This is a genomic window from Niastella soli, assembly GCF_017742245.1.
Taxonomy (GTDB): Bacteria; Bacteroidota; Bacteroidia; order Chitinophagales; family Chitinophagaceae; genus Niastella; species Niastella soli.
Genome location: NZ_JAGHKO010000001.1, coordinates 1,534,837 through 1,550,887 on the forward strand (window position 1 = coordinate 1,534,837; position 16,051 = coordinate 1,550,887).

Annotated in this window: 13 protein-coding genes; 5 read left to right on the plus strand and 8 right to left on the minus strand. The window is 43.7% G+C overall.

All coding sequences use genetic code 11. The features are described 5' to 3' along the window. Nucleotides 1–467: 467 nt before the first annotated feature. Nucleotides 468–2,048 (minus strand): N-acyl-D-amino-acid deacylase family protein, encoded by a 1,581-nt coding sequence (locus tag J7I42_RS06215; protein WP_209137903.1) that lies wholly within the window; start codon nt 2,046–2,048, stop codon nt 468–470. 127 nt (nt 2,049–2,175) lie between these two features. Here J7I42_RS06215 and J7I42_RS06220 point away from each other — a divergent pair, with 127 nt between their 5' ends. After that, a complete protein-coding gene (locus tag J7I42_RS06220; protein ID WP_209137904.1) occupies nt 2,176–2,430 on the plus strand; it encodes a hypothetical protein in 255 nt (84 codons plus the stop codon). A 110-nt stretch (nt 2,431–2,540) separates the two neighbouring features. Here J7I42_RS06220 and J7I42_RS06225 read toward each other — a convergent pair whose 3' ends face one another. Then, nucleotides 2,541–2,729 (minus strand): CsbD family protein, encoded by a 189-nt coding sequence (locus J7I42_RS06225; RefSeq protein WP_209137905.1) that lies wholly within the window; start codon nt 2,727–2,729, stop codon nt 2,541–2,543. 90 nt (nt 2,730–2,819) lie between these two features. Here J7I42_RS06225 and J7I42_RS06230 point away from each other — a divergent pair, with 90 nt between their 5' ends. Beyond that, entirely contained in the window at nt 2,820–3,611 is a 792-nt protein-coding gene (locus J7I42_RS06230) for a Cof-type HAD-IIB family hydrolase (RefSeq protein WP_209137906.1), read from the plus strand. Between the two features lie 78 nt (nt 3,612–3,689). On the opposite strand, the gene J7I42_RS06235 is transcribed toward J7I42_RS06230, so the two are convergent. From J7I42_RS06235 to purN, 6 genes are all read right to left on the minus strand, one after another. After that, a complete protein-coding gene (locus J7I42_RS06235) occupies nt 3,690–4,235 on the minus strand; it encodes a hypothetical protein (RefSeq protein ID WP_209137907.1) in 546 nt (181 codons plus the stop codon). Between the two features lie 51 nt (nt 4,236–4,286). Then, nucleotides 4,287–5,804: a serine hydrolase gene (locus J7I42_RS06240; protein WP_209137908.1), complete on the minus strand. Its 1,518-nt coding sequence runs from the start codon at nt 5,802–5,804 to the stop codon at nt 4,287–4,289. A gap of 4 nt (nt 5,805–5,808) precedes the next feature. Beyond that, a complete protein-coding gene (locus tag J7I42_RS06245; RefSeq protein ID WP_209137909.1) occupies nt 5,809–6,465 on the minus strand; it encodes a TMEM175 family protein in 657 nt (218 codons plus the stop codon). A 40-nt stretch (nt 6,466–6,505) separates the two neighbouring features. Next, entirely contained in the window at nt 6,506–7,801 is a 1,296-nt protein-coding gene (locus tag J7I42_RS06250; RefSeq protein WP_209137910.1) for a serine hydrolase domain-containing protein, read from the minus strand. 179 nt (nt 7,802–7,980) lie between these two features. Then, nucleotides 7,981–8,649 carry a hypothetical protein gene (locus J7I42_RS06255; protein ID WP_317196240.1) on the minus strand — a complete coding sequence of 223 codons (669 nt, stop codon included), beginning with the start codon at nt 8,647–8,649 and terminating at the stop codon, nt 7,981–7,983. A 150-nt stretch (nt 8,650–8,799) separates the two neighbouring features. Further along, nucleotides 8,800–9,390 carry a phosphoribosylglycinamide formyltransferase gene (purN, locus tag J7I42_RS06260; RefSeq protein ID WP_209137912.1) on the minus strand — a complete coding sequence of 197 codons (591 nt, stop codon included), beginning with the start codon at nt 9,388–9,390 and terminating at the stop codon, nt 8,800–8,802. A gap of 438 nt (nt 9,391–9,828) precedes the next feature. On the opposite strand from purN, the gene J7I42_RS06265 reads away from it, so the two are divergent. From J7I42_RS06265 to nrfD, 3 genes are all read left to right on the plus strand, one after another. Next, nucleotides 9,829–11,166, plus strand: coding sequence for a c-type cytochrome (locus J7I42_RS06265; protein WP_209137913.1), 1,338 nt, complete (start codon nt 9,829–9,831; stop codon nt 11,164–11,166). A gap of 110 nt (nt 11,167–11,276) precedes the next feature. Next, entirely contained in the window at nt 11,277–14,489 is a 3,213-nt protein-coding gene (locus J7I42_RS06270; RefSeq protein WP_209137914.1) for a TAT-variant-translocated molybdopterin oxidoreductase, read from the plus strand. A 75-nt stretch (nt 14,490–14,564) separates the two neighbouring features. Next, nucleotides 14,565–16,016, plus strand: a complete 1,452-nt coding sequence (gene nrfD, locus J7I42_RS06275) for an NrfD/PsrC family molybdoenzyme membrane anchor subunit (RefSeq protein WP_209137915.1) — start codon at nt 14,565–14,567, stop codon at nt 16,014–16,016. Nucleotides 16,017–16,051: the final 35 nt, after the last annotated feature.

Consider the following 16,051-nt stretch of genomic DNA (forward strand, 5'->3'; position numbering starts at 1 on the left):
AAAGTTATTAAAACAGCTTCAAGCTGCAAGCAAATACAGGGTTGGCTACATTCGAAAACGCCTCACTTCAGCCTATTCGCGGCCTTTAACTTGTCAACTGATCATCCGGTTAACCTATCAACCCTTCAATCGATCGTCCTCCTCAATGGTACCTCAATGGTACCTCAATGGGTCCTCTTTGGGTCCTCGGAATTCGAGGTTAACCGTGGGTGAATCGAGGGGGGCCAGAGGAGGCAATGAGGAGAAAATAACATTCATCATCGGTTTTCGACCCTTCGTCACACCATTATCCTTACGCCGTCACACAAAAAAGGACATTTCCGAGGAGAAATTGCCATTCGTCCCACCGTTTTTCGAAGATCGTCCCACCGTTTTCCGAAGCCCGTCACATGATGGCGTTATCGGATGCAAGTATGTGGTATTTTTGTATTCGTATACGGCAGTTCTTTGACTTATTGGATAACCCCTTACATCTTGACCTTCGCCGGTCCGTACAAAGACACACCACTACGCACTCCTGTGTGCTTACCATTGTTCACCACCAGTTGTCCATTCACTAAGACATAGTAAAAACCGGTTGAGTATTGGTGTGGTTGTTCAAACGTGGCATGATCGCTTACGGTTTTATCGTCAAAAATTACTATGTCGGCAGCCATGCCTTCCTTGAGTAATCCGCGGTCTTTTAGCTGGAACTTTTGCGCAGCAAGGGAGGTCATTCGGCGAATGGCTTCTTCCAATGTGATCACTTTTTCTTCCCGCACATATTTGCCTAACACCCGTGCATTGGTACCATATCCGCGGGGATGCGGCATGCCTTTGCCTGGTACCGGAACGCCGGCATCGGCACCGCTCATGCAAAAGGGATATTTCATAATATATTTCACGTCGTCCTCATTCATGCTGTGGTATACCATCTGCGCGCCGCCTTTCTCTACCATATCCATTATGGTTTCTGCTTCTTCAGTGGCTTTTGATTTGCGCCCCAGCAGTTTATTGATGTCGGTAATGCTTTTTCCGTTAAAACTGCTATCCGTTGCATAACTGGCTACCACGCAATAACTGTAATTTTTGAATTTGTATTTCTGTAATTGTTGCAGCATTTCTTTTTTGATCTGTGACCGTATTGCCGGGTCGTGCAAACGCATTTTTAAGGAATCGTTACCGCCGGCAAAAGCCCAGTCGGGCATTCGAACGCCCAAATTGGTACTGCTGGCGGTGTAAGGGTACTGGTCAATGGTTACGTCCCAACCTTCCTGTCGGGCTTGTTGTACTAATCCCAACGTGATGTTGCTGGTGCCCCAATTGGCTTTGCCGCCTATTTTAAAGTGTGAGATCTCAACCGGAATATTGGCTGCCTTTCCAATATCGATCGCTTCAGTAATGGCTTCTATTGCCTTGCTTTCTTCATTTCGGATATGCGAGGCGTATATACCGTTGTAGCGGGATGCCATTTTTGCCAGGCCTACCACTTCTTCCGTATTGGCAAAGGTGCCGGGAATGTATATAAGACCGGTGCTGATGCCAACTGCACCATCTTTCATGGCTTCTTCTACCAGGGATTCCATTTGTTGTTGTTCCGCTGGGGTAGGCAGCCGGTTATCCCGGTGCATAACCTGTTCGCGAACGGTATTATGACCTACGAGTGAAGCTATGTTAATAGAAGGGTGTAAACTATCAAGGCGATGGAAAAAGTTTTTCAGGCTGGAGGAAGAGCCGCCACAATTGCCGGTTATAACGGTGGTTACTCCATCATAAATATAATTATCGGCGGTAGGCCATTGAAAGATGGCGCCTTCTACATGTCCGTGCACATCAATAAATCCGGGGGCAACGATCATTTTATGGGCATCGATGATCTGTGGGGCGGCATAATCCGCAAGTTTTCCTATGGCTAATATCTTCCCATCTTTCACTGCTACATCGCCATAAAACCAGGAATTACCGGCCCCATCGATAATACGGCCATTTTTAATAAGTACATCGCAGGAGTTTTGGGCAAGGCAGGTTGCACTGGCCAGTAGTATAGAGGCAGTCAAAAATTTTCTCATAGTGTTTTAAAATTAACGAACCCTTTTTACATTTTGGGCTGCGTTTTTATGCGGGCTGTTGCCAAATTTCCACAACAGGAGTAAGGCTGGAATGATTATTTTAGACGTTATCAGAAATGATATTCTTATGGAAAAGAATAATATTTTCTACCAGCTGCTAATAGGGGTGGCACTTTGTGGATGTGTGTATTGTGGAAATGGTGGTGAAAACAAGGGGCAGGAGGGATATGATTCAAATAAGAATGATTCCATGAATGCAGTAAATCATGTTGATCCCGCCAATGCCTATCCGCAGCCTCCGGTAACAGGCAGCAATCAGGATAGCAGCCGGGTAAAAGATTCAAGTACACCTAAGGATACGCAAAACAGACCCGGATATTGATACGACCAACAGTAATTCTTTAATGAGTGGATTTTCTTCATAGTTGGTTTAGGATCTGTATAAAAAGAAGGAGCTATTGTAACGCCCCTTCTTTTTTATAGAAATAAGTCTTAGCCAAGCGACTTCAGCCATTTAACCAGGTCATCACGGGTTTTACCTGTTTTTTCCTGCATCCTGCCCATCCATTCGTCATCTTTTCCTTCTTCATATTTTATGTCATCGTCAGTTAAATCACCAAAGGCCTGCTTGATCTTCCCTTTCCACTTATTCCAGTTGCCTTTAATTTCTAATTTATCCATAATACACTGTTTGAGAACATCAGTTAAAAACCTGTGCCAGCATTTGATCTATTGCCCGATGTGCTTATTTTTGCCAAAAAAAGGGAAAGTTTGAAACAGACAATAAAGGCTATTTTTTTTGATATTGATGGAACCCTGATCACCACACAAAAAGTAATATCCAAAAATGTAATTACTGAAATACAGCGAGTTCAGCAGGTTTATAAAACGCCCATGTATTACATTTCAGCCCGTATGCCCCAGGGGATCAACACAGTGGGTAATCAACTGAAATTGGATGAGCTTGTGATAGCCTATACCGGGGCGCTGATTATGGATGACACTAAAATTATAAGGGAATCTCACATTACACCAGACATAAGTTCAAGGATTATAAAGGAAGTAACTGATGCCGACATTGAATATGTAGGACTTTACTCTTATGACAGCTGGTATGTGAATAGTGATAATTACTGGACACAAAGAGAGATCCTGGGAACAAAGGTTGAACCTGACAGAATGAGTATAAAGGATTATACTCCGGGAAATATTCATAAGATCATGTTGCGCGATACGCCTGAAAAGATCAGTGTGATTGATGAGAAATTAAGAGCACATGGTGAGGTAAATGTTTTCAAAACAAGAGATACTACCCTGGAAATATTTGACAATTCATGTTCAAAGGCAGTGTCAGTAAAGTTTATGTCTCAACATTTTAATATTCCGCTGGAAAACATGATGGCAATTGGTGATAGCGAAGGAGATAAGGAAATGATCCAAACAGTGGGCTATGGTATTGCCATGGGTAATGCAGAGCAGGAGATCAAAAAGATTGCCTTTGATGTTACCAGCTCCAATGATGAAGATGGAGTAGCTGAAGCATTAAAAAAATATTTTCCATAAGACTAACGACCTGTCAGGATCGCTTTAACTCACTGATTGTTCAACACGCTATGGCGAGCCTTACAGGTCTAACCACTATCAATCAGTAGTAGCACCTTTTTCGCCTATAAACCATTGTTCTTTATTCCTGAACAATACATTGAAGGTGGTCAATGAACCATAGATGCGGGTAATGTATTGCTGCAGGTTCACTTTGTCTTCGTCGCTCAACGTTTTGTGTGCATTGATCTGCTGTTCCAATACGCGCAGCCGATCTCTCAACATCACTATCTTGTGAAAGAACACATCGATGGGTACTTCTTTCCCTTTCTGGGTTTTATCGGCTGGTTGTAAGATCATAAGTCCGTTTTTCCAGCGGTCGCCAAGGGGAACAATCTCCTGAAAGCCACCCCACAGACGCAGTATTTTTAACAGTGAGCTTTCCACTTCACTATTTGTTTCTATTTCTTCAGTAACATTTTCGGGAATGATCTCTTCGAGGCTGCTGTCGTTTTTGTCTATCTCTTTAATGCCATGATGTATAAAAGAGATCAGGTAGGTTGCGTACCTGATACCTACTATTACACCGGGGCCGTGTTGCCGGTGTTGTAAACGTGTGCCGACGCCGAGATTGAGTTGATCCATATTGCAATTTACAAATCGTGTTTGAAAATTGATCGGATGTAGACGAAAGGTCTATTTTTTATAGAATTCATAGGACGTGTACTCCACATAATCAGCCGACATGGTTACGGAACTTACCTTCCCTTTGGAAGTGGTAAATGGCCATACCTTCATTCCATACATCGGCTCGCTAAATAAGGCCAGAAAGCGATTTCCGCCCAATGGTTCAAGGGTTACATAACGACCCTGGTGATGTTCAAAACGGGCGGTCAATTTCCCATTTTCCAATGTAATGGTCATTTTACCATATACATCATCCTTATAATTGCCTGTATAGGAGTCGATAGGTAAAGTGGTAGGCAGTTTCATCGCAATGGTGTCCCGTTTTTCTTTCAACCAAAGCAACTCCTCTTTCTGATCATTTATAGAAGTGGTTGATCCTTCCTGGCTGTAATTATGGTAAGGCTGGTCCAGGTAGGCATCTACGATCTCGTCCCTTAAATTTTCATAAAAGTTGTTGGCGTCGGTATTCGTCAATACAATAATGCCCAGGTTCTCTTCGGGCACTAAAGTTACACTGGATACAAAACCATTTGCGCCACCGGTATGCCATACAATTTTTCTACTATTGTAATCGTGCAAAAACCAGCCAAGTCCATAAGTTAAAAAATGCGCTTTGTTGAACCGGGCGCTGACATTGCTGATTATTGAATTAGACGACCAGGTTTGTATTCTTGCTTCTGTAGGTATTACCTGTTTGCCGTTATATTTCCCATCATTCAACTGGGCCATAACCCAATGGCTCATGTCCTGTATGCTGGAAGACAGGCTTGTTGCCGGCGCCAGGTTATCCAATCTGCCGTAATGGGTTTTTTTCAATATGCCCAGTTCTACAGTATGGCCCATGGCTTTATTGGGTGCGGTGGTTATGTCTTTTGATAAGGTCAGCGAATTGTTCATTCCCAGTGGTATGAACAAGCTGTCTTTAAGAAAGGCTGCCCAGGATTTTCCGGTTACTTTGGGAATGATTTCACCAGCAGTCAGGTACGCTGCATTGGAATAACCCCAACGGCTGCGATAGCTGTACAATGGTTTAACCCGGCCAAACTTCTCGCGTACTTCGGCCGGAGTGAGGTCTGAATCCCAATACATGAAATCACCCTGGAAGGTTGCAAATCCCAGCCGGTGGCTAAGCAGGTCGCGGATATTGGCCTCTTTGGTAACCCAGGGATCATACATTTTAAAATCGGGCAACCATTTTATAACGGCATCGTCCAGCGACAATTTTTTGTCAACAGCCAGCATGGCCAGTGCGGTTGCTGTAAATGCTTTCGTATTGGAACCGATCATGAACAGTGTATTCTCATCGATCCTGTCGGTGGCGCCCATTTCTTTAACCCCATACCCTTTCATCACCACTACTTTCCCATCTTTTACCACACACACGGCTATCCCGGGAATTTGCCATTCCTTTAATGCGCGTTCAACATAAATGTCCAGGCTATCTGTTATAAACGCAGGTGTTCTCTGGGCGTACATGTTTGTAATAATGAATAAACAGCCCGTGAGAAAGGAAAGGTATTTTTTCAAAGGATTACTTTTTTACAGAAAGATTTATTCTCTTTTTATAGATCCTGCTCAGCATCATTATTGCCAGTGGAATGATCGCCGGCATCCAGATGGCAATATGTGGAAAGATCATATACACCAGCACCATCAATAAAAAGATAATGGGTACTGTAATAGCCCGCACGGAATAATAGTTAGCAACAGGTCTTGCCAATCCTTCATTTAAAGCATGTTTGGGATTGCCGACATAACGCCACATCAAAAAGTTCATAATGCCCAGAAAGCAAATGTTTAAAATATATAATATTACTGGTGTTATGAGGAAGTACGAAATGTATTCGCTGTAAAAGGCACTGGTAAATGGCATTAGTATAACTGCCAGCAGAAAGAAGAGGTTCAACCACATTAATCGCAGGTTGTAATTCACCACAAAACCAAACAGGCGGTGATGGGTGGTCCAGTACTGGCCAATGATCAAAAAGCTGATAAGAAAGCCAATGAATTTCGGGATCATTTCATTGAGGCTTTCTGCCAGTTTATGGTCCGTAACATCGGTTACTAAAACCGGTACCTTTAATTCAATAGCTAATAAGGTAATAGCGATAGCAAATACGGCATCGCTAAAAAGGATCATTCTTTCGAGTTGAAATTCCTTTTTCAACTCGTTGTGCAGTGGGTTCATGTGACTTTGTTAGTTTTGGTTAAGGATAAAGATCAGTGAATTAATAATTCATGGCCTGGTAAACCAGTATTTTGTACAGGTTGCCCAGATTCCCCCAGCTGGTGGGCCAGATATTGCGATATATTAATCCGATCAGTTTTTCTTTGGGGTCAACCCAATAGGTGGTGTTGAACATGCCGCCCCATTCAAAGGTACCTTCCTGGGTAGGTAATACGGCGCTGCCTTTTTCGGTGGTAATGCCAAAACCCAGACCGAATTTATTGGGTCCACGGCTGAGATCACCGATCTGGTTCATCGTCATCATGCGCACACTGTTATGGCTCAGCAGGCGTTTGCCATTATATTCGCCGCCATTTAGCAACATTTGTAAGAAGATGGCATAATCAAAAATGGTTGAAGAAAGACCGGCCCCGCCTGAATAATAGGTCCCATTCATTTTAGGATAATCGCGGTACATATCTCCATATAAACTTAATTTCTCTGGCATTTTCACCGGCAGTTTGGTAGAAGAGTCTTCAGTGAATAACATGGCCAGTCTGTTCTTTTTATTATCGGGCAGATAAAAATAAGTATCCTTCATGCCCAGAGGGTCAAAAATGCGTTTTTGAAAGAAATCTTTCAAGCTCATGCCCGATACCAATTCAATCAGGTAACCTAGTACATCGTCGTTCAGGCCGTATGTCCATCTTTCACCGGGCTGGTGAAACAGGGGTAACCCGCCGAGGATCTTCATCTTATCGGCCAGTTTAAATTCAGGTATGCCTATGCCACCAACAACGCCTGCTTTATAATAAATGTTTTTTGCCTCAGGGGAGCCAATTTGTGCATATCCTAATCCACTGGTATGGGTGAGCAGATCGCGAATGGTGATCTCTCTTTTAGCCGGAATGGTGGCATAAGTAGTATCTGCTTTATTATACTTATCCAACACTTTAGGGTTTTTGAACTCGGGAATATAGTTGGAGATGGGATCATCGAGCATGAATTTGCCTTCTTCGTATAACATCATTATACCTACGCTGGTAATGGCTTTTGTTTGGGAGGCTATGCGAAAGATGGCGTCTTTTTGAAGGGGGGCTTTGGTATCGAGATCGTTATAACCGAAATTTTTATAATATACGATCTTGCCGTCATGAATGATCATGGCTACGGCCCCGTTCATGCGACCTTTCTCCACATATTCTTTCAATACGGTATCGATACGGGTTAACCGTTTTGCTGAGAAACCGCCAGCCTCAGGCGTAGCCGCCATACTAAGTACCGGATGGGCGTTCTGGGAAAAAGTAACGGTAGCAACAAGCAGGAACAGGCTGAGTGCACTAACGATCTGTTTCATGGTAGGCGTGGAATATTTACGCAGTAAGTTACTGCATAAAGTTGACCAGTTAACCAGTTGACCAGGTATTAAAGTGAAGTATTGTCGGTAACCAATGGCAGGTTGACAGAGTTAATAGAGGGTACGATCCGAATTTGGCGAGGGCAATACTGCCGATTCACGATTGCCGAGTCACGACCTCAATTGTCCTGCTTCCGCAATTCCCCCATTACTTCCTTCCATTTCATATATTTTTCATAACACTGCTTAATGTAGGATTGCAATTCGTAGTCGGTAGCGGTTTCAACAAGTACGAGATCAGGTCTGTAACGTACCATAAAGGTGTCGAGTTCGGCGCCCCGGAGTTGGGTGAGCCGGATAACCAGTGCACGACTAAAGCGATGATCAATATATTTCTCTTTTTCTTCTTCCACTAACCGGTCGCGGAAAGCTGCCATTCGCCGGTTTTTTTTGAAGTTGAAAACATCAACAAGCTGATCGAGGTCTACACCAACTGCCGCATTTTGTGTATTGGGATGAACGATGCCAAGCCCGGGTTTTTTATAATTGAAAGCCTTGGCATATTCTTGCCGGTTGGCGATAGAATCAAGATGGTAATTACGTTGTTTTACCATAATAGGCTTTAACTCCGTAACATTTACGTGGAGGGAGATCTCAAAGTTCTGTTGGTTAGGAATGGCGCTAACGGGATATTTAGGGGTCCCTTTTCCCAAATAGGAAAAAGAGATAGAATCGGATTCCTTAACATATATGGTATATCGGCCCAGGGAGTCGGTCATGGTACCGGTTCCGCCAGTACTAATTACACTTACTGAAACCAGGGGCACCTGTTGGGTCATGTCGAACACTTTACCTTTAACCTGAACCTGCAGCTGGCTAAAGCCTGTCAGGGATCCGAAAACCAGTAAGAATAAAATTATGTACCGCTTTAAAGTCAAGTTTCTGGGTTTAAGATTGTGATATTATGCAAGAAAACGATAAAAATGTATTCTGGCAGTTTATTTAACACGATTTTGCAGTTCGCCAGCCACTTTTTCTACAATGAGGGGGTAGTGTTCGTGTTCTAATGCATGAATTTTTTGTGCCAGTGAATCGGGAGTGTCACCGGCTTCAATAGTACAGCTGGCCTGAAAGATCAGTTGGCCATGGTCATATAATTCATCAACATAGTGGATGCTGATGCCGCTTTCGGTTTCTTTGGCGGCTATTACAGCTTCATGCACAAAATTGCCATACATACCTTTTCCGCCATAATTTGGCAACAGTGCCGGATGTATATTAATGATGCGTTGTGGAAATGCTTTAATTAACTGAACAGGAACTTTCCATAAAAATCCCGCCAATACAATAAAATCAACATTATGTTGTTTAAGTTCCTCGACGTAGGCATTGCCTCTAAAGAATTGTTCTTTCTCTATTAATATAGAAGGAATTTTTTCATTTTGGGCAATAGTTAATACGCCAGCACCTGGTTTATTGCAAACGATTAAAGCTATTTTAATTTGGGAATGCTTCCGGAAATGATCGATCAGCTTTTGCGCATTCGACCCAGCCCCCGATGCAAAGATGGCAACGTTAATAGTCTGCATATATTAATATCTACGTTTAAGTTCTTGGTACTTGGTTAAGAGTTAACAAAATCCTTCGATCTGTTACCGTTCAGTTTCATTCATTGCAAACATTGCCGGTAATGTAAAGACACGCAGTTTGAAAATAACTGGGTGGCATTGACATGTCATTCTAGTTTCAATTGTTGAAACATGAACGCAAAAGTGCAGGAAAATTTTGGGGTGAAGAAAAGTCAATTTTATCATCAGGTTACGAGATGCGAAACTTTAGTTGTCAACTTGACAAAAGCATGACATTTCTGACTGAACCATTTTAGCGAAGGGGGTAAAATCGGCTGAAACCCACGCCCAGCCTACATTAAAAAAATTTTAAACAGGTTGTGATTTTGTTAAATTCCTGACTTATTTTTGCACCCAATTCGGGAAATTTTTCCACATAATTTCATCATATCCAGCAATATGATTGATCATAGAGCAACAGTTAAGCGAATCCTCATTAGTGCATTGTTCTTTTTGTTATTGTCGGTTGGAAACAAGTTATCAGCTCAGGATGGGAAGGCCATATTCCAAAATAATTGTGCCTCCTGTCACTCTGTATTCAAAGACCTGACCGGCCCTGCATTAGGAGGTGTAACATCACGTGGCCCCTGGACCGACCATAAAAAATTGTATGAGTGGGTTCATAATCCTGCCAAGTTTATGGCTTCAGATCCGTATACTCAAGGTCTGAAAGCAAAGTTTGGTGGCGTTGTGATGAGTCCTTTTGAAAATTTATCAGAGAAAGAGATCGATGCCGTCATCGACTACGTAGAGAAAACAGCTAAAGCAGGCCCTGCAACACCGGGTCCTGGCCAAGGCACACCAGGTGCTGGTGGCGCACAGGTTCTTGATGAGAAAGACAATTCCATTTTATATGGTGTGTTGACTCTGATCCTTGCAGTAGTAGCCTTTATTATGCTGCAGGTGAACAGTAACCTTAAAAAACTGGCCGATGATAAAGATGGCCTTCCTGCTTATGAGACCATCCCATTCTATCGCAACAAATCTTACATCACTTTATTGACCCTGGTTCTTTTCGTAATTGGCGGTTTCTATATAGTGAAAGGTGCTATCGGTTTAGGCCGCAGCCAGAACTATCAACCAGAGCAACCTATTTTCTACTCCCATAAAGTACACGCTGGTGTAAACCAGATCAACTGTTTGTACTGCCATGGTGGTGCAATGGAAGGCAAAGCAGCTAATATTCCTTCAGTGAATATTTGTATGAACTGTCACATGACCATCAACGAGTACACTGAGTCTGCAGGCAAACTGTATCGTGAAGACGGTACACAGGTAGATGGTACTGCTGAGATCAAAAAGATCTATGCAGCTGCCGGTTGGGATGCTACTAAAAAAGCATACACAGGTGAAACCAAGGAAATTCAGTGGACTAAAATTCACAACCTGCCGGATCACGTATTCTTTAGCCACGCTCAACACGTGAATGCCGGTAAAGTACAATGTCAAACCTGCCATGGTGAAATCACCAAAATGGATGAAGTATACCAATTTGCTGACTTAAGCATGGGCTGGTGTATTAACTGTCACCGTACTACTAAAGTTAACTTTGGTGGCAAAAGCGGCGAAGAAGGCAACAAGTTCTATAGCATTTACGAGAAATTCCATGATGACCTGAAATCTCATAAGAAAGCACCAGGTGCATTAGGTGGAGATTCGGTAATCGTAGCACCTTTAAGAGACAGTATAACTGTAGCTGATATTGGTGGTTTGGAGTGCCAAAAGTGTCACTACTAGAACTAGTGTTTTGCCCCGTCGAAGCTTTAGCATAGGCGGGCCAAATGAATCCTAAATCCGCCTGCGAAAAGCAGGTGTTCAAATTCTCAAATTCTCAAATCAATAGATAAATGGCTAATAAAAAGTACTGGCAGAGTTTCGGAGAGCTCAATAACAGTGAGGCCTATGAAAAGTCGATTTCAAACGAATTCAAAGAAGAGTTACCGTTTGAAAGTGTAGATAAAAAAGGATTGGATGTCAGTCCTGCCTCCCGTAGAGACTTTTTGAAATATCTTGGTTTTAGTACAGCAGCGGCAATCGTTGCGGCCAGTTGCGAAACTAAAGTTAGAAAGGCGATCCCATATGTGAACAAACCACAGGATATGGTGCCTGGTGTTGCTGATTACTATGCTACTACTTATGTAAGTGGTGGTGAAGCAATACCGGTTGTAGCCAAAGTACGCGATGGACGCCCCATTAAATTAGAAGGTAACACCCTGTCTACATTCACTAAAGGCGGTTCTTCTGCCCGGATGCAGGCATCGGTTCTTGATTTATATGATACTGCCCGTTTACGTCAGCCAATGGCTAATGGTAACGGTGCCAGCTACGATGTAATTGATCGCGATATCAAAGGTGCATTAGCAGGTTTGGGCGCTGGTCAACTGGTATTATTAACTTCTACCATTATATCGCCTTCTGCAAAACAGGTTATCGCAGAATTCTTAGCTAAATATCCCAACAGCAAGCACGTACAGTTCGATGCCATTTCTTACACCGGCATGTTACTGGCCAACGAAGCTACTTTCGGAAAACGTGCTATCCCTTCATACAATTTCAACAATGCTCAAACCATCGTGAGCCTTGGTGCTGACTTCCTGTGTACCTGGTTAAGCCCTGTTGAGTTTCAACATGGCTACAGCAAAAACCGTAAAGTGCATGAAGGGAATGTTCAGATGAGTAAACACTTCCAGTTTGAAAGCATGATGAGCACCACCGGTGCTTCTGCCGACGAGCGTTTTGTTCACCGCCCATCTGAAGCTGGTATCGTAGCAGCTGCGTTATTAAGCGCTGTAAATGGCCAGGGTGCTACAGGCGTATCTGGTAAATTAAAAACCGGCATTGAACAAGCTGCTAAAGAACTGGTTGCCAATAAAGGCAAAGCCCTGGTTGTTAGCGGTAGCAACAATGCACAGGTGCAGATCATTGTAAACGCCATCAACGATGCCATCGGTGCTTACGGTTCTACCATCAGCTGGGCTAACCCCATTCTGATGCACCAGGGTGTTGATAGCGAAATGGTTTCCCTGGTTCAGGATATGGAAGCTGGCCGCGTAGGAGCCCTGATGATCTACGGCGCCAATCCTTCTTACGAATATTTCGACGCTGAGCGTTTCAATAAAGGGTTGAAATCAATAAAACTATCTGTTTCTTTCAACGACAGAAAAGATGAAACAACCCAATTGTGTAAATACGTTGTGCCAGCTCCTCACTTCCTCGAAAGCTGGGGTGATGCAGAACCTAAAGCAGGTTTTGTGAGTCTGATCCAACCTACTATCAACCCACTCTTCAATACAAGACCTTTCGAAGAATCATTACTGAGATGGTCTGGTAATGCTACTGCATGGGATGTTTACCTCAAAAATTACTGGATCGCCAAATTAGGCAGCCAGGCTACTTTTGATAAAGCATTGCAGGATGGTGTAATTGAATCACCTGCTGCTGAAGTTGCTGCTGCCTTTAACGCCGCTCCTGTGGGCCAGGCAACTGCTGCTGCTAATGCCATGAAGCAGCAAGGTGGTGGTGAATACGAAGTAGTGATCTACCAAAAAGTAGGGGTAGGTAGCGGTAAACAAGCGAACAACCCCTGGTTGCTCGAGCTGCCCGATCCTATCACCCGCGTAAGCTGGGATAACTACGCCGTTATTTCTCCCGCACTGGCCAAGAAATTCGACATCGACCTGAACGATAGAAGATCTGCCGATAGGTACGAGGTAGAGGTAATGAAGCCTGTTATTAAAGTAAAAGTTCACGGTAAAGAAGTTGAACTTCCAATCATAGTAATACCTGGTACACAGGAAAACACCATCGCCATAGCTGTAGGTTATGGTCGCGATAAAGCTGTTGGCCGTTCAGTTGGTGCTTCAGATGGTGGAGTGTTAGGTAAAAATGCTTATCCATTCTTAAGCTTCAATGGTTCTACCATTGAGTGGAATGGAAAGGCTGAAATGGAAAAAACTGATAAGCTTTACAAGATTGCTCAGGGACAAACACACAACAGCTACGAAGGCCGTGAAGGTGTTATCCGTGAAATAACTTTTGAAGAATATAAGAAAGAGCCTAACACAATTTTCAACGAAAGAAAGCATGAGCTTAAGCATTTCGTTGAGAAAGACGGTAAGGAAGGTGACATTAAAGATTTCGCTAAAGAAGGTACATTATATCCTGATTTTCCTGGTGAAGACCAGCCTGGTATCAAATGGGGTATGAGTATCGATCTGAACAGTTGTTTTGGTTGCGGCGCCTGTGTGGTTGCCTGTCACATCGAGAACAACGTTCCTATCGTTGGTAAACACGAGGTAGCGCGTTACCATGATATGCACTGGTTGCGTATCGACCGTTACTTCAGTGGTAACCCCAATGATGCAGAAAGCATCCAAACCGTGTTCCAGCCAATGCTGTGTCAACATTGCGACAACGCGCCTTGCGAAAACGTTTGTCCGGTTGCCGCAACACACCACAGCCAGGAAGGTATAAATATGATGGCTTATAACCGTTGTATTGGAACCCGTTATTGCGCTAACAACTGTCCTTATAAAGTACGTCGTTTCAACTGGGCCGATTATACTGGCGCAGACAGCTTCCCCAACAACCAGCAGCCGCTTGTTGATGAGGGTAACCTGGACGATGTTATTCTGATGATGAATGATGACCTTACCCGCATGGTACTGAACCCAGATGTTACAGTACGTAGCCGTGGTGTAATGGAAAAATGTTCATTCTGTGTTCAAAGAACGCAGGCTGGTAAACTGGAAGCTAAAAAACAAAACCGTCTGTTAGCAGACGATGATGTGAAAACAGCTTGTCAGCAGGCTTGTTCGGCAGATGCCATCGTGTTTGGTAATGCACACGATAAGAACAGCTTAGTGAGCCAGGTGCGTAAACAATTCAACTCTCGTTTGTACCATTCACTGGAAGAAATTCACACTATGCCTAACGTAAGTTACCTGGCTAAAGTGAGAAATACAGCCGAGATCAGCAACGAAGGTGTACTGGGTACCATCATCGGTGGTCATTCAGAAGAAGCACCAGCAGCAGCTGCTCATGAAGAACACAAAGGATAAGTTGAATAGGTAATTAAAAATTTTCCAGCTACCGTTTTCCCGAGGCATCGGGATGAATAGCTAAAAGTATATAACATGTCATTAATTAGATACGAATCGCAAGTAAGACCTCCGCTGGTAGATAACAACAAGGATTATCATCAGGTTACGGAAGATATTGTGCGGCCTATTGAAGCTGCACCCAGCCGCCTTTGGTGGACTGGCTTCCTGATCTCGGTTGCGTTGTTGTGTTTTGGTGTTTACTCCATATACCGCGAGGTGACCTATGGTATTGGTCAATGGAACCTGAGTAAAACTATCGGTTGGGGTTGGGACATCACCAACTTCGTATGGTGGGTGGGTATCGGTCACGCCGGTACACTGATCTCAGCGATCCTGTTGCTGTTCCGCCAGGGATGGAGAACAGGGGTAAACCGCGCCGCAGAAGCGATGACCATCTTTGCGGTAATTTGCGCGGGTCAGTTCCCGATCTGGCACATGGGTCGTGTTTGGATGGCCTTCTTCGTATTGCCTTATGCAAATACCCGCGGTCCTTTATGGGTGAACTTTAACTCACCACTGTTATGGGACGTATTCGCGATCTCTACATACTTCACTGTATCATTATTGTTCTGGTACTCTGGTTTGTTACCTGACCTGGCTACTGTACGTGACCGCGCTAAATTGAAATGGCGTAAATATATGTATGGTTTGCTGTCATTCGGTTGGACCGGTTCTACCAAACACTGGCAACGCCACGAAAGCTTATCACTGGTATTGGCCGGTATGAGTACTCCGCTGGTATTATCAGTACACACGGTGGTATCTTTTGACTTCGCTACCTCAGTAATTCCCGGATGGCATACTACCATCTTCCCGCCATACTTCGTTGCGGGTGCCATCTTCTCCGGTTTTGCGATGGTGCAAACACTGTTGCTGATCAGCCGTAAAGTGCTGAAACTGGAAGATTATATTACCCTCGAGCACATTGAGGTAATGAACAAGGTAATTGTATTGACCGGTTCAATTGTAGGTATCGCCTACTTAACCGAGTTGTTTATATCATGGTATGGTCAGAACCCGAACGAAGGATGGGCATTTGCACAAAACCGTGTGAACCTGTTCAGCCCTTATGGTTGGAGCTACTGGCTGATGATGGGCTGTAACGTGATCTCTCCACAGATCTTCTGGTTCCGCAAACTGCGTCGTAACCTGGTGGTGACCTTCTTCATGTCGGTTATCGTAAACATCGGTATGTGGTTCGAGCGTTTTGTGATCATCGTTACCTCAATCTACCGCGACTATGTACCAAGTAGCTGGGCTACTTACTATCGTCCTTCTATCTGGGAGGTTGGGTTCTACCTGGGAACATTCGGTTTGTTCTTTACCTGCTACTTCCTGTTCTCTAAATTCTTCCCTGTAATTGCGGTGGCTGAGATCAAGCACATCCTGAAAAGATCAGGTGATAATTATAAGAAGAACATGTACCGTATTGAGAAAACTAGTGTGGATGAGTTTTATCACGAAACACATGCAAATCACCACTAATCAATAGTGGCAGGAACAAAACACGAACGAATAAA